The organism is Tessaracoccus sp. O5.2 (assembly GCF_964266725.1).
In the GTDB taxonomy this organism is placed as follows: Bacteria; Actinomycetota; Actinomycetes; order Propionibacteriales; family Propionibacteriaceae; genus Arachnia; species Arachnia lapidicapta.
Genome location: NZ_CAXWGV010000017.1, coordinates 15,076 through 35,923, shown reverse-complemented (window position 1 = coordinate 35,923; position 20,848 = coordinate 15,076). Strand labels below are relative to the sequence as shown.

Annotated in this window: 19 protein-coding genes, 1 tRNA gene and 1 pseudogene; 6 read left to right on the top strand and 15 right to left on the bottom strand. The window is 62.7% G+C overall.

Annotated features, from left to right (window positions below; genetic code table 11):
• Positions 1-289: pseudogene (locus ACFQPD_RS07985) on the top strand (IS1634 family transposase); the annotation flags it as partial.
• A gap of 168 nt (positions 290-457) precedes the next feature.
• Complete coding sequence (locus tag ACFQPD_RS07980) at positions 458-790, top strand: hypothetical protein (protein ID WP_385899944.1); 333 nt, start codon at positions 458-460, stop codon at positions 788-790.
• Positions 791-1,179: 389 nt separating this feature from the next.
• Here ACFQPD_RS07980 and ACFQPD_RS07975 read toward each other — a convergent pair whose 3' ends face one another.
• The 13 genes from ACFQPD_RS07975 to glp all read right to left on the bottom strand — a co-directional run bounded on the left by ACFQPD_RS07975 (position 1,180) and on the right by glp (position 17,067).
• Positions 1,180-2,526: a cyclic GMP-AMP synthase DncV-like nucleotidyltransferase gene (locus tag ACFQPD_RS07975; RefSeq protein ID WP_385899942.1), complete on the bottom strand. Its 1,347-nt coding sequence runs from the start codon at positions 2,524-2,526 to the stop codon at positions 1,180-1,182.
• A complete protein-coding gene (locus ACFQPD_RS07970) occupies positions 2,523-3,488 on the bottom strand; it encodes a CBASS cGAMP-activated phospholipase (RefSeq protein WP_385899940.1) in 966 nt (321 codons plus the stop codon). Before ACFQPD_RS07970 ends, ACFQPD_RS07975 begins: the two co-directional genes overlap by 4 nt.
• Complete coding sequence (locus tag ACFQPD_RS07965) at positions 3,485-4,900, bottom strand: hypothetical protein (protein WP_385899938.1); 1,416 nt, start codon at positions 4,898-4,900, stop codon at positions 3,485-3,487. Before ACFQPD_RS07965 ends, ACFQPD_RS07970 begins: the two co-directional genes overlap by 4 nt.
• Positions 4,901-5,965: a hypothetical protein gene (locus ACFQPD_RS07960; RefSeq protein WP_385899936.1), complete on the bottom strand. Its 1,065-nt coding sequence runs from the start codon at positions 5,963-5,965 to the stop codon at positions 4,901-4,903.
• A 2-nt stretch (positions 5,966-5,967) separates the two neighbouring features.
• Positions 5,968-9,024 (bottom strand): type I restriction endonuclease subunit R, encoded by a 3,057-nt coding sequence (locus tag ACFQPD_RS07955; RefSeq protein ID WP_385899934.1) that lies wholly within the window; start codon positions 9,022-9,024, stop codon positions 5,968-5,970.
• The gene (locus ACFQPD_RS07950) at positions 9,006-10,043 is read right to left on the bottom strand and encodes a hypothetical protein (RefSeq protein ID WP_385899932.1); all 1,038 of its coding nucleotides are present in this window, start codon (positions 10,041-10,043) and stop codon (positions 9,006-9,008) included. Before ACFQPD_RS07950 ends, ACFQPD_RS07955 begins: the two co-directional genes overlap by 19 nt.
• A gap of 30 nt (positions 10,044-10,073) precedes the next feature.
• A complete protein-coding gene (locus ACFQPD_RS07945) occupies positions 10,074-11,309 on the bottom strand; it encodes a restriction endonuclease subunit S (RefSeq protein ID WP_385899930.1) in 1,236 nt (411 codons plus the stop codon).
• Entirely contained in the window at positions 11,306-12,232 is a 927-nt protein-coding gene (locus ACFQPD_RS07940; RefSeq protein WP_385899928.1) for a restriction endonuclease, read from the bottom strand. Before ACFQPD_RS07940 ends, ACFQPD_RS07945 begins: the two co-directional genes overlap by 4 nt.
• On the bottom strand, positions 12,232-13,800 hold the full coding sequence (locus ACFQPD_RS07935; RefSeq protein ID WP_385899926.1) for a type I restriction-modification system subunit M: 1,569 nt from the start codon (positions 13,798-13,800) through the stop codon (positions 12,232-12,234). Before ACFQPD_RS07935 ends, ACFQPD_RS07940 begins: the two co-directional genes overlap by 1 nt.
• A gap of 213 nt (positions 13,801-14,013) precedes the next feature.
• Entirely contained in the window at positions 14,014-14,601 is a 588-nt protein-coding gene (locus tag ACFQPD_RS07930; RefSeq protein ID WP_385899924.1) for a hypothetical protein, read from the bottom strand.
• Positions 14,602-14,774: 173 nt separating this feature from the next.
• Positions 14,775-14,850: transfer RNA gene (locus ACFQPD_RS07925), tRNA-Ala, on the bottom strand.
• Positions 14,851-14,911: 61 nt separating this feature from the next.
• The gene (locus tag ACFQPD_RS07920; protein WP_385899922.1) at positions 14,912-15,685 is read right to left on the bottom strand and encodes a hypothetical protein; all 774 of its coding nucleotides are present in this window, start codon (positions 15,683-15,685) and stop codon (positions 14,912-14,914) included.
• Positions 15,686-15,765: 80 nt separating this feature from the next.
• Entirely contained in the window at positions 15,766-17,067 is a 1,302-nt protein-coding gene (glp, locus tag ACFQPD_RS07915) for a gephyrin-like molybdotransferase Glp (RefSeq protein ID WP_385899920.1), read from the bottom strand.
• 18 nt (positions 17,068-17,085) lie between these two features.
• Between glp and ACFQPD_RS07910 the strand changes: the two genes are divergently transcribed.
• From ACFQPD_RS07910 to mscL, 4 genes are all read left to right on the top strand, one after another.
• The gene (locus ACFQPD_RS07910) at positions 17,086-17,661 is read left to right on the top strand and encodes a 5-formyltetrahydrofolate cyclo-ligase (protein WP_385899918.1); all 576 of its coding nucleotides are present in this window, start codon (positions 17,086-17,088) and stop codon (positions 17,659-17,661) included.
• Between the two features lie 45 nt (positions 17,662-17,706).
• Positions 17,707-17,979, top strand: a complete 273-nt coding sequence (locus ACFQPD_RS07905) for an FmdB family zinc ribbon protein (protein ID WP_068750462.1) — start codon at positions 17,707-17,709, stop codon at positions 17,977-17,979.
• A gap of 52 nt (positions 17,980-18,031) precedes the next feature.
• Entirely contained in the window at positions 18,032-18,661 is a 630-nt protein-coding gene (locus ACFQPD_RS07900) for an SAF domain-containing protein (RefSeq protein WP_353081631.1), read from the top strand.
• 106 nt (positions 18,662-18,767) lie between these two features.
• Positions 18,768-19,133 carry a large conductance mechanosensitive channel protein MscL gene (gene mscL / locus ACFQPD_RS07895; RefSeq protein ID WP_385899915.1) on the top strand — a complete coding sequence of 122 codons (366 nt, stop codon included), beginning with the start codon at positions 18,768-18,770 and terminating at the stop codon, positions 19,131-19,133.
• Here mscL and ACFQPD_RS07890 read toward each other — a convergent pair whose 3' ends face one another.
• Together ACFQPD_RS07890 and ACFQPD_RS07885 are read right to left on the bottom strand one after the other, a co-directional pair.
• Positions 19,134-19,475, bottom strand: coding sequence for a hypothetical protein (locus ACFQPD_RS07890; RefSeq protein ID WP_385899913.1), 342 nt, complete (start codon positions 19,473-19,475; stop codon positions 19,134-19,136).
• Complete coding sequence (locus ACFQPD_RS07885) at positions 19,468-20,847, bottom strand: UTP--glucose-1-phosphate uridylyltransferase (RefSeq protein ID WP_385899911.1); 1,380 nt, start codon at positions 20,845-20,847, stop codon at positions 19,468-19,470. The genes ACFQPD_RS07890 and ACFQPD_RS07885 overlap by 8 nt, the downstream gene beginning before the upstream one ends.
• Position 20,848 lies beyond the last annotated feature (1 nt).

Sequence of the window (20,848 nt, the reverse complement as noted above, 5' to 3'; positions counted from 1 at the left end):
TTCAAGGGCTACGTCACCAACATCAGCACCGACGTCATGGACGGCGCAGCAGTGGTGGCCGCCTACCGGGACCTGTGGCACGTCGAAGAGTCCTTCCGGATGGCCAAGGGAGACCTCCAAGCCAGACCGATCTTCCACCGCAAACGCGAACCGATCGAGGCCCACCTCACCATCGTGTTCGCCGCCCTCGCGGTCGCCCGGCACCTCCAAGACCAGACAGGGGTCAGCATCAAGCGCCTCGTGCAGACACTTCGACCCCTCCGGACCGTCACGATCACCATCGCCGGCCAGCCCATCCAGGCCCAACCACGCCTCACCGCCGAAGCCGAAGCCATCCTCGCCAAGATCCCTCGCAGAACGGGGCACTAAATCAGGCCTCAGTTGTGGAACTCAGGTCGAACGGGCCAGGTTCTGCGCCGGGTTCAAGGGCTACGTCACCAACATCAGCACCGACGTCATGGACGGCGCAGCAGTGGTGGCCGCCTACCGGGACCTGTGGCACGTCGAAGAGTCCTTCCGGATGGCCAAGGGAGACCTCCAAGCCAGACCGATCTTCCACCGCAAACGCGAACCGATCGAGGCCCACCTCACCATCGTGTTCGCCGCCCTCGCGGTCGCCCGGCACCTCCAAGACCAGACAGGGGTCAGCATCAAGCGCCTCGTGCAGACACTTCGACCCCTCCGGACCGTCACGATCACCATCGCCGGCCAGCCCATCCAGGCCCAACCACGCCTCACCGCCGAAGCCGAAGCCATCCTCGCCAAGATCCCTCGCAGAACGGGGCACTAAATCAGGCCTCAGTTGTGGAACTCAGGTCGGACGATCGAGCGGATCAGATTGTCGAAGCGTACGTGTCAGGTAAGACCCTCTACGACTTGGCGCGGGAGTTCAACTGTCACCGAGTCACGGTCAGCGCCATCTTGAAGCGCCGAGGTATATCGGCTCTCTGCGTCGTGCCTCTCCGACCGAGGAGCAGGTCGTCGAAATGGTGCGGCTTTATCAGTCTGGTCTCTCGCTGGCCAAAGTAGGTGAGCGCTTTGATGTGCACGCGAGCACGGTCTTCTGGTGGCCAAAGTAGGTGAGCGCTTTGATGTGCACGCGAGCACGGTCTTGGCCCAACTCCGTAAGAGAAGCGTGCCGACACGTACGCGGTAAGGAACTTGGGCAGTCGACCCTTGTCACTGGATGACAACTGGGTGGTGATCTTTGGCAACGACGACACCATTCTGGACTACGTAGATCTCGACGTAGTGGCTTCCTCTGAAACTTGCGGGTTCCGTTCGTGAGCGGGTTCCATCGTCTCGCTCAATTTGCCCTCGGATCATGTTCTTGGCGATCGCTTCTGCTCCGACGTTTCGAACCTTCCACCACAGCTCGTACGAGCCAGGAAGGTTCGACGATTTGATACTGAATTTGATGCTTCGTCCAGGGCTGACCTTATTGCCGCGGGTCGCGAGCACGAAGTTGCGCCACCCGTTTCGACTAACGGTCTTTGCCTGCAGCTTGATGGAATAGGTCGGGTTGATTGCAACGCCTGCGAACTTGTGCTCGATGAACTCCTCTGTATCGCGGACACCCGCAATCGAACGGTGGGCCTCCGATGCTTTAGAGCTGTTCGTGTCGTAGGTGCCGAACTTGTCGCCGAAAAGCTTCCGCCACTTCGTGTAACTCTCGTCTACGTCTGTCTCATCGTAGGCATCCTTCGCCCAGCTGGTGTACGTCGCAATCCAGTTACGAAAGTTGGCGTACTGATCTTGATCCCAACGATGATTGAAGTTCTCTGTCGGACAACTCGGGTCATCGATGCTCGGCATCGACGGATTCGCTTGCAGATAGTCGTTGAGGTCCGTCAGGAGGTTAACGAGCGCCGTCGGCACATCCTTATAGCGATCCGGATCTGCCCAGAGCGCCGCATCGTTCACCTGCTCGCCAACTAAGATCGTCAGGATCACGGACTTCACCGAGAAGTTGTTCTTAAAGTCCCGGATGTACTTGAGCAAGCGGATGACCTTTACCAGTCGGCCGCCCGTGATGCGGTTCTGGCCATCGAGCCACTCATTGAACCCCTCAGGGTTCGTACGCTCGAACTGGTTGGTGCTGCGGTTCGTGATGAACCGCTCGCCGTGCCGAGCCAAGAACGGTACCACGTCCATGTGGAACTCACCCGCATAGTTCACCGTGACACATCGGCTTCGGCGGCTGACCTTGTCCTTGTAAGTGCCGTTCGAACGGAATACCTGGTAGAGCTGCTCGACGTAGTCCTCTGCATCCCAGCCATTGACTTCGTTCATATCCAGCAACACATCAGCGTCGAACTCGTCGTTCGCGTCGACCGGATTGATGATCGTGCGATGGGCGTAGGAACCCTGCGGAATCAGGTCGATGTAGTTGTTCGAGATGACGTCGTCGCCACGCGAGAGAAAACTACTCACTGCGTCGACCCGCTTGTCGAGCGTCTCGATGCGCCCGTCACTCAAATTGACCTTATTCTTGAGGAAGGCATCGAAGTGCTTGATCAGCTTCATCCTTCGACCTCCTTCAACGGCACGAAGGGCTGACGCTGATCAGTGAAGAACATCGACTGCACTTTCGGGTACTCCTTCCGAGCCTCCGATGCCCCAAGTCCCTTAAGTGAACTGATCGCGTTGGCTCCATCCAACTTGTAGCGCCCACCACCGACATGCGGAGAGATACGGTGCACGTTGTTGTGACCGAGTAGCAGTTGAGCTATCCCCAGGGAGGAGGAAGACTGGCCGGCCATAAAGATGCCCACGAGCCGCTTAGCCCAGTAGTTGACAAGGCCGCGAGATCGTCGGTTCGCGGTGTCCAGCGGAGACTCCGTACACCCGATGCCCAAGAGCTTTATTTCTCCACGCGGCCACTCGAGAACGCCAAGCGCCTCGACTGCTGCGGCTCCCATCGGGTTGTTCGCCCACATCCCGCCGTCCACGAGCGGCTCGCCGGTCCCCAGATGGTGAGTAGGGAAATAGGTTGGAGCCGCTGCTGTGGCGAGTGCGACGTCGACCGCCTTCTCTTTGCAGTCCCGCACGAAGCGGGTGTGGTGAGCAGTCTTAAAGACGTGAACCTCGCCGGTCTCCAGATTGAGTGACGGGATCAGCAGCCGGGTCTCACTGTCGCCGAGAAGCTTGTCGCCGAACGCCTCGATTAGAGCATCGTGCAGGGGCTTGGAGTTGTACTTTGCTGCGAACAACGGCCGCAACGTGCGGCCGCGACGCCCGGCAAAGATTGCCGGACCGTTCTTCCCGTAGAAGTCGAGGATCTCCTGAGCTGAAAGCCCCAGCCCCAAGCCAATAGCGATGATGCCACCGGTCGAGGTACCAGCGATCAGGTCGAAGTGCTCAGCAATCGGCTTGCCGAGCGTCTTCTCGAACTCAGCAAGCAGGGAAGCTGCGAAGACGCCTTTGATTCCGCCCCCGTCGATCGTCAGGATGCGGTAGGTCGGACTGCGCGAATCGCGCTGGCTCATTTCTTGCCCCCATTGCCCGATTCAGACGTGCTCTCCTCCCGAATGAAATCTCGCCAGTCTGGAACGCCATCAAGTCGTCCAGCTGTCATCAAGATCTTGCGACGCCAGTGCTCAGCTTGCTTCGAGTCACGTTGTATGTCGCTCGCGATCACGAACAGGTCGAGGCCGGTAAGTAGGCAATGACCACGGGCTGTGCTGTATGGATTCATCTGGGCCGGAAAGTCGACATCGATCCGCTCGGCAAGAGGACGGTCTCGCCAAGTGTTCACCACAAGGATGCCCTTCGGGCTCACACCACTGGCCTCGAACGCGCCCGCTACCCACTTCCCTAGCTGAGCTGCGTTCTTCTCGCTTGCGCTCTTGGTTACGCCCTTTACCTCGAGTACCGCAGTCGTGCCGCCGAAGTCCACGTGCCAGTCGGCTCGTCCCGGCTCGGGCTCGCTTACCGTGCCGCCGAGGATCGCCATCACATCCCGAACCTGAAGCTCGAGGGTCCGCCCAGTGCCAAGGTAGAGCTGATTTAGAGCCTCTACTCTCGAAAGTTCTTCTTGCGACTTCGTGAGAGCTTTCCGGGCTCGCTCGACTGACGCCTGTTGCGTGGCGACCTTCTCTCGAGCTGCCTGCTCCGCGCTGGTCGTGTAGGTATTGGCCCAGGCCGGACGGCTGATCTCGCTCTGACCCGTCAAAGCCTCAATGGATGCAATCAGGTCGGCTTGGAATTCCGCAGCCCTCTCTGGCCATTCAAGTTCAGCTTCGTCATCGCCCTCGAGGTCTTCTGGCACCTCAAGGTCGTAGACCGTGTCGGGGATTGCGAACAGCAGACCGCCTCCATCGACGGTCGCGTGCAGGGAGACAGCTCGGTCCGTACCTTGGACGCGAGCGAGGACCGTGGCTGTTGGAGCGACCACTGTCGCCGCATAGGTCAGATCGGCCTGATACTTCCTAAGAAAGGCTGGGAGTGGGCCATCGCCAAGAACTTCTATACGGTCGCCGCTGCCGATCGAAGTCGCTCCCAGATCAACCGGCAAGGCGTCCAGTAGGTCAAGCCCGGTCACGATTCGGGTTTGGCGAGCGTTGCGGCCGGTGCCCGAATATTGGACCTGGCCGGTCGCCACGTAGCAAGCCTGCGGTGGACGCAACACCACCACGAGCGAACGTCCTGCTTTCAAGAATCCGACGAATTCACTGTGGCGTCGCTCGACGGCTGCGCGCAGCTCGGGAGATCGCGTATCGCTCAGCGAAGGCAATCCCTTATAGCTCTCCGAATACTGCATGACTTCCGAGAAGGTCCGTTCTGGATCCCAGATAACGACGTCGTAGTCGAAGACACTCACGTCGCCGGCGAAGGTAGCGCGGGTCGCGCTCTCCCCGTATACGGGGTCAAAGTCGAGTGAAAGGAGTCGCAGCGCCATCTATTTGCCTCGCTCCTCGTCACCTGCGCTGTCACGATATGGCGAGACTTCTTCCGAAAGCGACCCGCCGAAGTAGATGGCATCAGGTGGGACGTTTGCACCCACTCCGAAAACGCGCCAGCCCTGTTGTGGATCGAGCGTCAATGTCATGAACATGTAGACATCAAGCTCGAGTGGCCTCCCGTTACCCTCAACGCTCTTCCCTTCAAGCGTCTTGTCCCCCGACAGCTTGACACGCGCGATCCGGGGAGCGGGGTAGTCCACCATCGACGTTGGCTGGAAGTCCGCGAGTTCGGACCGCAGCGCATCCCAATCAGCCTTGTCCCAACCGGAAGCCTCGGGCGCGAGAAGCACGCGCAGATCATCGATCTCGGCCTTGTCATCACGTAGACCGCTAAGGAATGTCAGCGCAATGAGCATTGGATTGAACAAGCTCTCCTGATTCCCGAGCTGTCGCTCATCGCCCGGCCCCGACTTCTTCGACCAACGAAGGCCTTGTCGACTGACGTCTTGAAGCTCGCCGTTGACCCCTCGCAGCCAGTGTCGTCCCGTCGGGTCGGTGAAGGTGAGTTCCGCTTTCGGATACCAGCTGTCAGCATGAGCAAGTAACGGAACCGAGATGTCGAAGATCAGCTCCCGTCGCTGAGGAATCACGCTGATTGGTGCCGGAGCTGCTAGCGGGCCAAGCGGTGTCGAATCCCGTCCAATATGGACATTGACCATTGCATTGAAGACTGGCTCGTTCGACTCATTGGCGACATGTAGGTGTACAACCCGTTTATATGACGATCCGTCACTGCGAGGCTGATATTCGTCAGTAACCCAGGCAGAAACGAAACGAGCAGTTGCGTCCTTCTCCTGAGTCCAGGCACGTAAAGCCAAGACCAAGGCCACCAATGTCGCGCCAACGGTGCCAACGGCGGTGAGGACGGTCCAGAGGTCCCAGGTCAGCGACCAGGGCAGGGCATTGACCAGAACGAGCACGAGTGCGACGGCAGCCAGAACGAGCACGATAAGCCGCAAGACCTGCACCGCGACCCTCAGCCGCCTTTGCATTCGGCTCATGGCTACTCGTCACCTCCAGAACTCAGCCCAAAGAACCGCTCGAAGAACGCTCCGAGCTTCTGGATGACGCGCTGTTTCTTCTCGCCGTGACCGCCGTCGGCAGAGAAACGCGAGACCGGTGGCAGCACCTTGGTGATTGCGGTGCCGCTGGTGCGGATCTGTCCGTCACGGAACGCAGTCTCGACGAAGACGCGAGTCTCTTCAGGGCGGAGGTTCTCGTCGGTGATGATCGTCTCGAGTTCGGCCGCGCGCTTGGCGGCGATGAACGCGCGCCACTCCTGGTCGATCTCGCCATTCACGGATAGCGAGTCAACGAAGTCCTCGATGAGATCCTTCTTGTTGCGCAGGGTCGGGCTAGCGTCCACGGCGCGCGAGATCTCAGCGCGGATCTCTTTATCGTCACCGTCACCACGTTCATCCCGATACTTCTGCACGAGCATAAGGATGTAGTCGACGTTGATCTCCACCTGCTTGATCAGCTCGATCTCGAAGACCACGTCGTCGTTGATCTGTTCCTTATTGGAGTCCTTATCTTTGCGGAGCTCCGCATACAGGTCGAGGTAGACGCTGCGGTAGTCCTGTCCCTGCCGGTCGGTAAGGATCGCGTTGCCAGTGAACTCGTCGAACGAGGTCAGGATGTTCTGCAGGCGCAGGATCGCGCCGAACAGCCCGATGAACTCCTTCTGCGCGGCCTCACCGATGATCGGCTGGCCGAGCGGGAAGGCGTTCAGCAGTTCGGTGATTTTCTCGGCATAGTCGTTGTAGTACTCGCCATACGGCTTGAGGAGCACGACACCGCGGGCGTCCTTGTTGCCGAACAGCGCGATCGCGTCGTTGGTTTCGTCTTCGAGGTCGCGGAAGCTGACGATGTTGCCGTAGGTCTTGACGGAGTTCAGGATCCGGTTCGTGCGTGAGTACGCCTGGATCAGCCCGTGCGCCCGCAGGTTCTTGTCGACGAACAGGGTGTTCAGAGTGGTGGCGTCGAAGCCGGTGAGGAACAAGTTCACAACGATGACGAGGTCGATCTCGCGGGTCTTGAGCCTCAGCGAGAGGTCCTTGTAGTAGTTCTGGAACCGGTCGGCGGAGGTGTCAAACGACGTTCCGAACATGTCGTTGTAGTCCTGTATCGCATCCTCAAGGAACGACCGCGCATCCATGCTCAGCGCACCGGTGTCAGAGCCTTCTTCATCGAGCGCACCATCCTCGACGGCGTCGTTCGCACCATACGAGTAGATAAGACCGACCTTCAGTCGCTTGTCGGAGGGCAGGCCTTCCTGTTGCAGATGGAAGTGGTTGTAGTAGGTTCGGGCAGCCTCGATGGACGCGGTCGCGAACAGCGCGTTGAAGCCACGCACGCGGCGCTCCCCGAGCGTGTAATGCTCAGCACGTTTGGTCTTCTGGTCGAAGTGCTCGAGCGTGTACTTCACGATGTCGGAGATACGGCGCGGGTCAAGCAGCACGCTCTCCTTATCGATCGCCGAGACCTGAGTGTCGTCGGGGTTACCGACCTTGATGGTGTTGACGTAGTCGATCCGGAAGGGAAGCACGTTCTTGTCGGTGATCGCATCAACGATCGTGTAGGTGTGCAGCTTCTCCCCGAACGCCTGCTCCGTGGTCTTCAGCTGCGGGTTCCCGCCACTGCCAGAGTTTGCCGCGAAGATCGGGGTGCCGGTGAACCCGAACAGGTTGTAGCGCTTGAACGCCTTCGTGATCGCAGTGTGCATGTCGCCGAACTGCGACCGGTGGCACTCGTCGAAGATGATCACGACGTGCCCGTCGTAGATGGAATGCCCCTTGTTCGCGGCGATGAACGTCGAGAGCTTCTGGATCGTGGTGATGATGATCCGCGCACCCGGATCTTCGAGCTGCTTCTTCAACACCGAGGTCGAGGTGTTGGAGTTCGCCGCACCCTTCTCGAACCGGTCATACTCACGCATCGTCTGATAGTCGAGGTCTTTGCGGTCAACGACGAACAGCACTTTGTCGACGCTCGGGAGCTTCGACGCGAGCTGCGCAGCCTTGAACGATGTCAGGGTCTTACCGGATCCGGTGGTGTGCCACACGTACCCGCCCGCGGCGACAGTGCCGAGGGTCCTGTAGTTGGTGGAGATGTCGATCTTCTGCAGAATCCGCTCGGTCGCCACGATCTGGTACGGCCGCATCACCAGTAACAGCCGGTCAGCCGTCAGCACGCAGTATTTCGTCAGGATGTTCAGCAACGCGTGCTTGGCGAAGAACGTCTTCGCGAACGCAGACAGATCCTGGATCGGCTTGTTCTGTGCATCCGCCCACCACGAGGTGAACTCGAAACTGTTCGAGGTCTTGCGCACCCGCTTGGACCCAGCCGCCTCACTTAGGTGCTGACGACGGGTGGTGTTGGAGTAGTACTTCGTGAGCGTGCCGTTCGAAATCACGAACAGCTGCACGTACTCGAAGAGCCCGGAGCCTGCCCAGAAGCTGTCGCGCTGGTAGCGGTCGATCTGATTGAACGCCTCTCGGATGTCCACGCCGCGACGCTTGAGCTCGATGTGTACCATCGGCAGCCCGTTCACGAGCACGGTCACGTCGTACCGGTTCGAGCGGGCGGAGCCACCTTCGCCCTGGCCGATCTCGTACTGGTTGATCACCTGCAACCGATTGTTGTGAATATTCTGCTTATCGATCAGCAGAATGTTCTTCACCGAACCGTCATCACGCTTCAGCAGCTGAACATGATCCTCCTGAATCCGCACCGTCTTCTCGACGATGCCATCGTTTGCGCCCGCGATCCGCTCCGAGAAAAACTGCTCCCACTCGGTGTCAGAGAACGTCACCAAATTCAGCGCTTCAAGCTGAGTACGCAGGTTCGCGACGAGCTGCGCTTCCGATGTGATCGGCAGATACTCGTACGCCTGCGACTCAAGCAGCCGAATCAATTCACGCTCAAGCTCAGCCTCCGACTGATACGAACCAGCACCCGCCGCGTCAGGGATGTACTCGGCAACAACCGTGCTCTCCGACGAAACAGCGATCGGATCATACTTACGAGGACTCAAATCACTCATGCCGCTGCCGCCCATCTGTACGTCTTCAGAAACTCCTGAAACTCGTTCGTAAAAGCCTCCTTGTACTCTGCGGCTACGTCAGAAGTATCGATATCACCGAATCGGTCATGGCTGTAGAGATTAAGTACCTTCGTCAGCAGGGGCGCATCGGGTCCGCGCAGCAGAGACCCCCAACCGCCTGTGTAGCCGAGGAAGTTTGCCGTCTTCTCGAGCAACGCTCGGAACTGATTGAAATGGGCTCGCCCGACCGTATTCGCGGAGATCGCCCTCTGAATATCTTCGATAATTCCCAGGTGGTAGCTGAAGGGAGAGTCATGCGATTGCTTTCTCAGTGACCATCCCGCACCTGGATCATGCTGAAGAACGTACGCTTGGTTCTTCTTCCGGCGGAGCGCATTGAAAAGAACGTTAAAGAAAAGAGCGTGGTGAGTGGTAATGACAAATTTCAAGTCGATCTCAGACGCTCGCTTAATGAGCTCCGACAGCGCGAGCGCTACTGACACGATTCGCACATCGTCCATGGATGACACGGGGTCGTCTATGACCGCAAGCGTTAGCTGGTCGTAGTCGGCCGTAGAACGCAGTTCTGGACTGTCACGAAGCGTCTCGATCGCTTCGCTCAAGACGGAGTAATAGACGCTCCAGACAAATATGCTCTCCTCGGCTCGAGATACCTTGATGCCGTCCGCCGAATTGTCATCACCCTTGTGTATACCAAAACTAATCTCACCTCTTTCGAAGTCGAGCTTAGGCTCAATTCTGCCGTTCGTAAAAGCTTGAAAGTTGTCGATGATCGCACTATCAAGACCTTGAGTCACGATAGTTTCTCGTAGCTCTGACGTCGGGTTCATCTTGAGTACAACTCGCTCGTTATCCCAGGTGAACACGTCCTCAACAAACGAGTTGTAAAGAACCACCCTCTCCGGATCACGCTCCTTAAGGTGCTGGGCCAGCCGTGTTTTGCCGATCGTGTTCGGAGCGTAGATCAGGGCGCTACGTGAATCGCCAAGGCCCTGTAATACCTCGTCGGCCAAGGTCGCGACTGTCACATGATGGCTCGTCATTTAGGCGGCCTCCGTGAACGTCAGCAGCTTGTCGCGGTAGTACTCATACTGCTTACGCCGCGCAGCAAGCTCAGCAGGAAGTCCGACGCTGAGGTCGTTGACGAGCGCATCGAACTTGTCGAGAAGACCGGCCACTTTGCGCTGCGTGTCGAGGTCGGGAAGTGGAATGAGGACTTTCTCTGCCTCAGTCTTACGGATTGATGGCACTGCACCCGAGTCGTTCGCCAGGCGGCTCAGATCGAACGTCTGCATCCAGTGGTAGAGAAACCTCGAGGTCACCCGCTCGGTAGGCACAAGGCCCATCACGTTGTTGTCGTAGGCAGATGGAACGGAAAGCACGCGCTTTTTGTTCGTCGCGACAGCCGCGCCAATCTTAGGAAAGATGACAGTCCCCGCAGGAGCAGGGCGCACTCCCAAATTCTTCGCCACTTCGGCGGATACGTAATTGTTGGCAATGCTCATTACCGTCTCGTTCCCAGGCAAATTCATGTCACCAACCTTGTAGAAGGGGTACTCACCCTCTTCTCGTCCTTGGTCCGCATTAGCGAATCCCCAGCCGCTGCGGACCTCAGCAATATCACCAAGCGCTACGCGTGGGATCGAGTCGTCAAACGACATCGCAAGTTGGCGATAATGCTCATACTGGCGTCGTCGGGCTTCCAGCTCCGCTTCCAGCTCCGCTTCCAGCTCCGCTTCCAGCTGAGTGAACTGATCCAATACTCGCACGATCTCCCCCTGCACCTCGAGAGGCGGCACAGGAATTTGAATCTTTGCCAGTGCATCGCCCGACACCCGGCGAACCTTTGTCCCCGATATGAACCGGCGCTTCTGATCCTGGAAAGAAGTTGACTGGAAGAAGTACGACACGTACTTAGGATTCAACTCGTGCCGGTAGATGTATGCATCACCGCTCAACGCAACATCGGTGTCGCCGAGCCACGCCGTGGCCTTTGCTACAGCGGCGTCGTCCTCACTCGTCGTTGCGATAAGCAGGTCACCTGGTCGGGCGTGACGTAGCTTCGCGGCGATCTCCCTGTCAGTGAACGACTTCGTTTCAGTCGTCCACACACCGTAGTAAGTATGGATCTGACCGTAGTGGACCGCCGGGACACCTTCTTCCCGAAGATCAGCCTTCTGTAGACCGTTACCTCGGATGAATTCGCCGACTTCGCCGAGCATCTTGAACTCAACGCCCTTTGGCGCAAGTTCATCGATCAGGTCATCTATGCGGCTCATGCGAAGAAATCCTCGTCGATCTCAACGACTTTATATGTCTCCCGCACCTGTACTCCGACGCCATAGCGGATCATCAGGCTGGTGAGGCGTTTGCCGTCGATCAGGATGATGCGGGTCGGGACGTTGTCGGCATACTCGCGTGCACCGTTCGAGAACGTGCTCGTCGTAATAAACACACCGCTGTCGGCTTTGCCGCTCAGTGCGCCTACGAATGCCTGTAGGTCGGGACGTCCTACGGTGTTTCCAACGGAGTACCGCTTTGCCTGGATATAGACGCGGTTGAGACCAAGGATGTCTTGGTCGATCACGCCATCGATACCGCCGTCGTTGCTGAGCTGCGTGACGTTGCCCGTTCCGGTCGTTCCGCCGTAGCCCATTGCAAGTAGCAGATCGACAACGGCCTGTTCGAAGAATCCAGGCTCCTTGCCTTGGAGGCGGTCCAAGAGATCAGCGGCGATCTCTTGGTTGATGCGCTCGATACCGTTCTGCACCTGCTCGATCGGTGTCAACGCCGCGGCATCAGCGGTCTCAATCTCGGTAGTCTGAACCGGTTTGTCGCGTGTCACCGTGGACTGGTAGATGCGGATCGGTGACGCGGGGTCTTCACCGAGTTGCTTGATGTCTTTCTCTCGCGCGCCGTTCGGGAACAGGTCGATGAGTGTGCGGCCTGCGTCGGTGATTTGGTAGTGGCCACGAGACGGTCGGGTGAGTGCTCCGACGTTCGTGAGGAAGGAAACGCCCCAACCAATGCGATTCTCGTATTTCACGCCGCCAGAAGAGAGTCGCTCAGCCTTCTGCTCATCTGTCAATCCCACCTCGTCTGCGACGAGCGGCTGGAACTCACGCCAGTGGCGGGTTACCCCATCGCTAAGCACACGAAGGGTGGGGATCATGAATCCTTCCCAGTTCGGCATCTCACTCATCAGCGGGTGCCCTCCAGGCCGGCGACGATCTCGTCGATGGAGCCGCGGAGTTCTTGCTGTCGGGCGACGATGCGGGCGATCTCAGCGTTCAGCTCAGTGATGTCGACTGTCTCGCGGGTGTCTTCTTGCTCGACGTAGGAGGACACGGCGATGTTGTAGTCGTTAGTCGCGATGTCTTCGTTCAACACCAGCGCCGCGACATGATCGACGTTCTCCCGCGTGATAAAGGTGTCGAGGATGTGCTGCTGGTTGATCTCGGTGAGCTTGTTCTTGTTACCAACGCGTTTGAACTCGGCGGATGCGTCGATGAAGAGCACCGAGTTGTCGGTCTTGGATTTCTTGAGCACGATGATGCAGGTTGCGATCGTGGTGCCGAAGAACAGGTCCGGTGGGAGCTGGATAACCGCGTCAACGTAGTTGTTGTCGATCAGGTACTTGCGGATCTTCCGCTCCGCGCCACCTCGGTAGAGCACGCCGGGGAACTCGACGATGGCTGCGGTCCCGTTGACGGCGAGCCACGACAGGATGTGCATCGTGAACGCGAGGTCGGCCTTCGACTTCGGTGCGAGCACTCCCGCTGGTGCGAAGCGTGGGTCGTTGATCAGCAGCGGGTTGGCGTCGCCGTCCCACTTGATCGAGTACGGCGGATTGGAGACGATCGCCTCGAACGGTTCGTCGTCCCAGTGCGCGGGGTCGATGAGGGTGTCTCCGTGCGCGAGGTTGAACTTCTCGTAGTTCACGTCGTGCAGGAACATGTTGATCCTGGCGAGGTTGTAGGTGGTCAGGTTGATCTCCTGACCGTAGAAGCCCTGACGCACGTTCTCTTTGCCGAGGACTTTCGCGAACTTCAGCAGCAGCGATCCGGATCCGACAGCGGGGTCGTAGACCTTGTTCACCTGGGTCTTGCCAACCACGGTGATGCGGGCGAGGAGCTCCGATACTTCCTGGGGCGTGTAGTACTCGCCACCGGACTTGCCCGCACTGGAGGCATACATCTGCATCAGGTACTCGTAGGCGTCGCCGAAGAGGTCGATCGAGTTGTCCTCGAAGTTCCCCAGCGGCAAGTCGCCAATCGCGTCGAGCAGCTTCACGAGTTTCTCGTTGCGCTTGGCGACGGTGCCACCGAGCTTGGAACTGTTGACATCGAGGTCGTCGAATAGGCCTTTGAGGTCGTCTTCGGCGTCGGTGCCGACAGCGGATCCTTGGATGTTCTTGAAGACACGGGCGAGAGTCTCGTTGAGGTTCGCGTCATTCGCGGCACGCTTACGGACGTTCTGGAACAGCTCGGACGGGAGGATATAGAAGCCCTTCTCCTCAACCGTCTCTTTGCGTCCGAACTCGGCTTGTGCGTCGCCGAGCTGGGCGTAGTCGAAGCTCGGGTCGCCTGCTTCGCGTTCGCTTCTGTTGATGTAGGCCGTGAGGTTCTCGGAGATGAACCGGTAGAACAGCATGCCGAGCACATAAGACTTGAAGTCCCAGCCGTCGACGGATCCGCGGAGGTCGTTCGCGATGCGCCAGATGGTCTTGTGCAGTTCGGCGCGTTGTCCTTCTTTGGTGGTCGGTGCCATGTGGTTCGTCTCCTGCGCCTGGGGCGCGTCTTAAGTTGTCGTTGAGGGTCATCTCTTACCGTAGCGCCGGGCACTGACATCAGCCTGGTGCCATGCGCGGCATGAGCGTGAGCTTGATGCAGCCGGGAGCCATGTGTCGCGTCGACCGGGCGCTGCGATCTACCTGTGATTATCTCATGACCTGGCCTTTTCGAGAAGACCCTGCGGCCTCGGTCAGGCGTCCCAGCTCCAGGCGAAGCCGTTGAAGAGGCCACCGTGGACGTCGCGCAGGGTGAGGGTCGCGGTGCCGCGGGCGTCGAGCTGGACGCGGTTGTAGTCGTTGGCGACGTGTGGGCGGGCGAACGGGCTTGCTCCCTCGAACTTCCAGATGCTGGCGGGCTGGTCCCCAGTGAACCCGACGCGGAGCGTGAACAGCAGTGACCGGTGGTGGAGCGCCCGGCTGGCGAGAGTCACTGGCTCCGGTTCGCGGCCGCCTTCGGGCGGTGTGATGCGGAAGCGCAGGTCGTAGCGTGTCCGGTCTTGCATCGGCTCGGTCGCCGTGCGGGCGGTGTTGAGGTGCCAGAAGTGGTCGTTCCAGCCCGCGCCGTCGACCGGGCGGGTGTTGACCTTGAAGTCGCCCTTGTTGCTCGGGGTCACGACGCCGGGATAGGAGCGGCCGATGGTGACGTAGTCGAGTTCGCCTGCCATGTTCGCGAACCGGTAGTGCTCGTAGGTGGCTTGCCAGCGTCGGTTCTCGACGACGATGAGGGTGCTGGTCTCTTCGTAGATGATGCCGCCGTGCATCTCGGGCACGTCGAGCACGAGCGGCGCCTGCGCGTAAGGGGCACTCGTCCACGAGGCACGACACGCACAGCACGACGCCACCCCCGACGGCACGGGGCAAACGAAAAAGCCCGCCGAAACCGGCGGGCTCTCCCTGGACGTACTGTCCGATCAGTTCATTGCTCTTGTCGAGGGTTCGAGTAAGAGCATCGTGGTGGAGCTAAGGGGATTCGAACCCCTGACCTTCTCATTGCGAACGAGACGCGCTACCAACTGCGCCATAGCCCCTTAAAGCATCACGAAGCTTAGCACCACCCCGGAGAGGCGTCCAAGTCACGCTGGTCAGGCTCTACTCCCCGACGGCGCGGGGCCGGAACTCCGCGACACGACCCGTCTCCATCGGCCCGGTGGCCTCGTCCGCGACCGCGTCGTGCGCCGGGTTGTCCGCCGTCGGCACGAAGGGGGAGGTGGCCGACACCGGCGCCGACAGGTCGATGGTACGCACGGTCCGCGGCAGCAGCGGCTGCTGGACATAGGTGGCCGGGACGACCGGGACGGGATCCCACAGGGCGCCCATGGTCGTCGGCATCGACAGGTCGATCGAGATCTCGACGGACTCGGTGTTCTCCCGTTCGGTCAGATCAAGGGTGGCGGTGTCCTCGTCCTCGTCGAACCCGGCCTTGAGGGCCGCGGCCCGCTGGTCGAGGTCGCGGTGCATCGCGACGACCGAGAAGCGGGCGACGCCGAGGAAGGCGACGATGAGGCCGGCGGGGATGGCCACGGGCCACCACGGCGTGATACCAAGGGCCCCGAGCACGGTGAGGGTCACGACGGCGAGCGCGAGGACGGCGAGCACCACCAGGCGGCGGCGCGCCGCCTGCCGGGCCACCATCCGCAGCTCCAGCAGGTCGGCACGCCTGGTCAGGGGGGTGGACACGCGGGCGGCGTCCTCCTCGGCCACGGCGTCGACGACGTCGCGGTGGAGGATCCGCACCGAGTCGGAGAACCGTTCGGTGGGGTCGCCTTCGAGTTCCTGGTCCGTGTCGCGGCTGCTGAGAACCCAGGGCAGACCCACGGCCAGACCGACGACGACGACGATGGCGATGAGGAGTCCGGCGAGCACGCCCCCACGTTAAACAACAACGGTGTGATTAGCCCGCCAGGGGTCGGCGCGTCGCCAGGTTGGTCCGGAAAGTCTCCGGCTCACTCGTCCTCGTCGAGCAGCCACACCTTGACCGCCTCGCCGGCGTTGACCACCTCGGAGTGCTCGTCGAGCACGATGAGGGCGTTCGCCCCGGCCAGCTCGGCCAGCGCATACGCCTCGGTCACCTGCGTGACGTGCCGGATGGAGCCCTCCATGGTCACGCGGCCGCGCAGCAGGTGGAGCTGTCCGCGGTGGGACCGCATACCCTGCGCGGCGATGGCCCGGACCGGGCGGTGCTCGGCCCGCACACCCATGAGCGCGCGGATCAGCGGTCGCGCGAAGGCGTGGAAGGACACGTAGGCGCTCACCGGGTTCCCGGGGAGCATGAGCATGGGCACGCGGTCCTCGCCGATCAGCCCGAAGGTCTGGGTGCGGCCGGGCGACATCGCCACGTTGACCGAGTCCACGAGCCCCAGTTCCGACATCACGTCGACGACGGCCTCGTAGTCCTCGCGCCGGCCGCCAGTGGTGGAGATCACCAGGTCCGCGCGGATCAGCTGGTCCGTGATGGCCTCCCGGATCGCGTCCGGCTCGTTGGAGTGGACGGCCACCCGGAAGACGGTCGCTCCCGCCGCCTTGGCGGCCGCGGCGACCATGTAGGAGTTCGCGTCGGACACCTCACCGTGCTGGACCGACGGGCCCGGCTCGACGAGATGCTCGCCGGAGCTCACCACCACGACGCGCGGCCGTGGCCGCACCATCACCTTGTCGATGCCGGCGCTGGCCAGCAGGCCGATGCCGCGGTCGTCGAGCACGTCGCCCTCGCTGAGCAGCCGCGTGCCGAAGCGCAGGTGTTCGCCGGCGGCCCGCACATACTCACCGTCGGAGACCCGCTCGATGAGGCGCACCCGGCCGTCCTCGACGGTCCCGAACGTGGCGGGCAGCACCGCCGTGGCGCCGCGGGGCAGGACGTCGCCGGGCGCGACCGTGGCCGCCCCGCCGACCGGGAGCCGCTCCACGTCGAGGTCGACGATCTCGAGCGGCGGCGCGAGGTGTCCCTCGTCGTCGACCAGGTCGGCCGCTCGCACGGCGTAGCCGGCGATCTTGGCGGTGCTGTTGGGCGGCACGTTGATCATCGAGTCGATGTCCTCGCACATCACCTGGTCCCACGCCTCGAGCAGCGACATCCCGAAGGGCCGCAGCGGCTCGACGAGGCTCTGCAGGTACGCCAGATGGTCGGCGACGCTGCGCAGACCCGACGCGTCGAGCTGGGGAGGCTCCGGCAGGCGGGGCTCCTCCTCGACCGGTGCCTCGACGGCCGCGACGCCGTCGTCCTGCTTCTTCCGGGTGAACCAAGCCATGGCGCCTACGATATGCCAATGACCATCGAGGCCCGGAAGGACGCGCTGCGGGCGCGCTTCCTGGCCGGCCGGGCGCAGCTGACCACCGAGGAATGGGCCGCTGACAACGCCGCACGCTCCCGTCGGCTCCTCGAGGACCTCGCGACACGCCGCGTCGGCACGGTGGCGCTCTACGCCTCGCGCCCCGACGAGCCGGACACGCGCGTGATCGGGGAGTCGCTGCTCGCCCTCGGCTGGCGCGTGCTGCTGCCCGTGCTCGACCGGACCCCTCGGTGGGCGTCCGTCCGCTCCTGGGACGACCTGCGGGCCGGCCGGATGGGCATTCCGGAGCCGGCCGGCGAGCCCCTGCCCCCGGGTGCGCTGGCGGGGGCCGCCACGATCGTCGTCCCCTGCCTCGCCGTCGGGCGGGACGGCTCGCGGCTCGGTACGGGCGGCGGCTGGTACGACCGAGCGCTGGTGCATCGCGCCGCCGACGCGCGGATCATCGCCCTGGCGAGGGACGCCGAAATCGTCGACGCGCTGCCGACGCTGTCCCACGACGTCGCGGTGGACAGCTATGTCACGGAACGGGTTTCTGTCCGCCTGCGCTCCTGACATACCATGGGGGGGCACTCGACCCCCATCTCATGAGGACCGCGCATGCCCACCTACCAGTACCGTTGCACCTCCTGCGGCACCGACCTCGAGGCGGTGCAGAAGTTCACCGATCCCGCGCTGACGGACTGCCCGGAGTGCGACGGCGACCTGCGCAAGGTGTTCAGCGCAGTGGGAGTGGTGTTCAAGGGCTCCGGCTTCTACGCCACCGACTCCCGCTCGACGAAGTCTGCGACGTCGGCCCCCGCCCCCGCGGCGGACGCCAAGCCTGCCGCGCCGAAGCCCGCTGCGACCGCGGGGGCCGCCGCCACCGCCTGATCCAGGCTGTGGACAACGGAGGATCGGGTCGCTGACCGCCCACCATGGCGGCATGACCAGACCTCTCGCGGCCATCGCGGCCTTCGTCTCCTGGCACCGGCGCTCGATCGGCGCGTTGCTGGCCGGGCTGTCGGTCCTCGGACTCGCCCACTGGCTCGCCGGCTCGGATGGCGCCACCGTCCCGGTCCTCATCGCGGCCACCGACGTCCCCGCGGGTCACGCGCTCGCGGCTGCGAATCTCCGACAGGCTGCCCTCCCCGTCGACGCCGTTCCCGCGGACGCACTGAACGATGCGGCCGCCGCGCTCGGAGCGACGACGGCCGTCCCCCTCTCCGCGGGCACCGTCCTGCAGCCGGGCCTCCTTGCCGGCGCAGACGCCGTCGATCCTGGTCGCGCCGTCGTGCCGATCGCGCTCGCAGATCCGGGGCTGCGGCCGCTGCTGCGCCCCGGGGACCGCATCACCCTGATCGTCGCAGCAGCCGAATCCGCTGACGTCCTCACGAGCGACGCCCGGGTGGCCGCAGTACCCGAGCGGGTCGAATCCACCGGGCTCGCGGTCGGCAGCAGCCAGAGCGACCTGCTCCTGGTGGACGTTCCGGCGGAGACGGCGCCGATGGTCGCGATCCTCGGCCAGGGAGGGCAGCTGAGCATCGCGCTGGGCGGCGTCACCGATGGGCCATGAGCCCCAGGATGCGGCTATGGTGACCGGGGCCCATCGATGCGGCCGGCCACCGCCGGTCCGTGCCGGTGGGTCGCACGTTGTCACCTATCTGGAAGGAAGCACCCCCGTGAAGGGCTTCAAGGACTTCATCATGCGCGGCAACCTCATCGAGCTCGCCGTCGCCTTCGTCATCGGCGCCGCGTTCGCCACCGTCGTCCAGGCGTTCACCACCATGTTCATGGACCTCCTCGGGCTGCTTGGCGGCACGCCGGACTTCTCGTCGTTCAAGCCGGCAGGGGTGTCCGTCGGCGCGTTCCTCACCGCGCTGGTGGCGTTCCTCATCATCGCGACGGTCGTGTACTTCGGTGTCGTGCTGCCCTACACCAAGGCCAAGGAACGCTTCGCCCGGGAGGAGGCGGACGCGCCCGCGCTCACCAAGACCGAGACGCTCCTGGAGGAGATCCGCGACGCGCTGACGTCCGGTCGTCCCTGATCACCAGTGCGGCGGCCGGTCCGCCGCCAGGCGGCGCTCCTCCGTGCTGAGGGGCCGCTTGGCGCGGACCGCGTCCGTCAGCCCGGACAGCCCCAGCGCGGCGCGCGCGTCGGCCAGCGCGGCGTCGAACCGGGCGAAGCCGATGGCCCGCCGCTCCTCGAGTGGGACGGGGTACGGCCACGGCTCCCGCGCGGCCTGCCGCTCCCGGCGGAGCCGCACCAGCGCGCCGCCGTCGAAGCCGAGCTGCCGCAGGTCGTCGGCGAGGTGCTGCGGCGAGGACAGTGGCAGGCGCAGGCCCGTGAGGGCGAGCCCCAGGGCCGCCGCCAGTTCAGGGTCACCCACCGAGGACGGACCCGTCCGGGACCGTTCCGGCCGCGCCCTCGTCGGGAAGCTCCACGGAACCCACGACGCGGACGCCGGCACCGAAGGTCCAGTCCCCCTTCACCTTGAGCGACACCGCTTCGCGCAGCGACGGCGCGGCCGGGATGCGGGCCTCGAACTTGTCGACCTTCTTGTAGTACCGGGAGTCCAGGGACACCTCGGGCGAGGTCTCCGTCGTCGAGACCAGGCGCCCCTCGTCGGTGAGTTCGTACACGTCCGAGCGCAGGAGCAGCAGCTCGTTGGTGGTCTTGACGGGGAGGAACCGGTCCCGGCCCACGCAAATGGCCGTGGCGCCCTCGAACACCTCGATGGCCGCGCCCATCGCCGACTCGACCTGGATGACGGGGGTCGACTCACCGTCGGACGGGTCGACGGTCTTCTCGTTGCGGATGAGCGGCAGGCCGAGCACCGAGTTGCGTTCGGTGAGCGTCTCGCGCAGGACCCGTAGATCGAACCACAGGTTGTTGGTGTGGAAGAACGGGTGGCGGTGCTCGTCGGTGAAGAAGTCCATCTCCTCGGGGGCCGTCTGGGCGGTGTCGCGCAGGATGAGCTGCCCGTCGGCCTTCCGGACGGCGAGGTGGCCGCCCTTCTTGTCGTTGACCGTCCGGCGGCACAGCTCCGCGGCGTACGGCGCCCCCGAGCGGGCGAACCAGCCTGCGATGGTCGCGTTGGGGGCCGCGCCGAGGTTGTCGCCGTTGGACACGCAGGCGTAGCGGAAGCCCGCCTCGAGCAGCTGATCGAGCACGCCGGAGCCCTCCAGCGCCGGATACAGATCCCCGTGGCCCGGCGGGCACCACTCCAGCGTGGGGTCGGCCGGCCACTCGACCGGGGTGAGGTCATCTGCTCGGAGCTTCGGCTCCTGGTTCTGCATGAAGCTGAGCGGCAGCCCCTCGACCGGCAGCTCCGGGTACTGCTCGAGGTGCGCCAGCGTGTCGGCCTCCGTGCGGAAGGAGTTCATCAACAGCAGCGGGAGCCGGGCGTGGTAGCGGTCGCGCGCCGCCAGAACCTGACGGGTGATGAGGTCGAGGAAGTTGAGCCCGTCGCGGACCTCGAGCAGCGTCTTGGCCTTGTCCAGCCCCATCGACGTGCCGAGTCCGCCGTTGAGCTTGATGATGACCGTCTGCCCGATGGCCTCCCGGGCCTCCGCCTCGGTGATGTCGACATCGGCCAGCATGGGCGGATCCAGCAGCGGCTCGATCGTGTCCTCGCGGATGACACCCGTGGCGCCGCTCTCGAGGAGCTCGTAGAACCGGGAGAAGACCTCGATGGCCGGCGCGGCGACCCCGGCGTCGATCATCTTCTGGCGGGCGGCGTTGAGGCCGGCTTCAGACACG

Bases quoted from the DNA above. Each gene is read 5' to 3' on its own strand.
- ACFQPD_RS07980 (WP_385899944.1), top strand. From the start codon at position 458: ATGGACGGCGCAGCAGTGGTGGCCGCCTACCGGGACCTGTGGCACGTC.
- ACFQPD_RS07975 (WP_385899942.1), bottom strand. From the start codon at position 2,526: ATGAAGCTGATCAAGCACTTCGATGCCTTCCTCAAGAATAAGGTCAAT.
- ACFQPD_RS07970 (WP_385899940.1), bottom strand. From the start codon at position 3,488: ATGAGCCAGCGCGATTCGCGCAGTCCGACCTACCGCATCCTGACGATC.
- ACFQPD_RS07965 (WP_385899938.1), bottom strand. From the start codon at position 4,900: ATGGCGCTGCGACTCCTTTCACTCGACTTTGACCCCGTATACGGGGAG.
- ACFQPD_RS07960 (WP_385899936.1), bottom strand. From the start codon at position 5,965: ATGAGCCGAATGCAAAGGCGGCTGAGGGTCGCGGTGCAGGTCTTGCGG.
- ACFQPD_RS07955 (WP_385899934.1), bottom strand. From the start codon at position 9,024: ATGGGCGGCAGCGGCATGAGTGATTTGAGTCCTCGTAAGTATGATCCG.
- ACFQPD_RS07945 (WP_385899930.1), bottom strand. From the start codon at position 11,309: ATGAGCCGCATAGATGACCTGATCGATGAACTTGCGCCAAAGGGCGTT.
- ACFQPD_RS07940 (WP_385899928.1), bottom strand. From the start codon at position 12,232: ATGAGTGAGATGCCGAACTGGGAAGGATTCATGATCCCCACCCTTCGT.
- ACFQPD_RS07935 (WP_385899926.1), bottom strand. From the start codon at position 13,800: ATGGCACCGACCACCAAAGAAGGACAACGCGCCGAACTGCACAAGACC.
- glp (WP_385899920.1), bottom strand. From the start codon at position 17,067: ATGGCTTGGTTCACCCGGAAGAAGCAGGACGACGGCGTCGCGGCCGTC.
- ACFQPD_RS07910 (WP_385899918.1), top strand. From the start codon at position 17,086: ATGACCATCGAGGCCCGGAAGGACGCGCTGCGGGCGCGCTTCCTGGCC.
- ACFQPD_RS07905 (WP_068750462.1), top strand. From the start codon at position 17,707: ATGCCCACCTACCAGTACCGTTGCACCTCCTGCGGCACCGACCTCGAG.
- ACFQPD_RS07900 (WP_353081631.1), top strand. From the start codon at position 18,032: ATGACCAGACCTCTCGCGGCCATCGCGGCCTTCGTCTCCTGGCACCGG.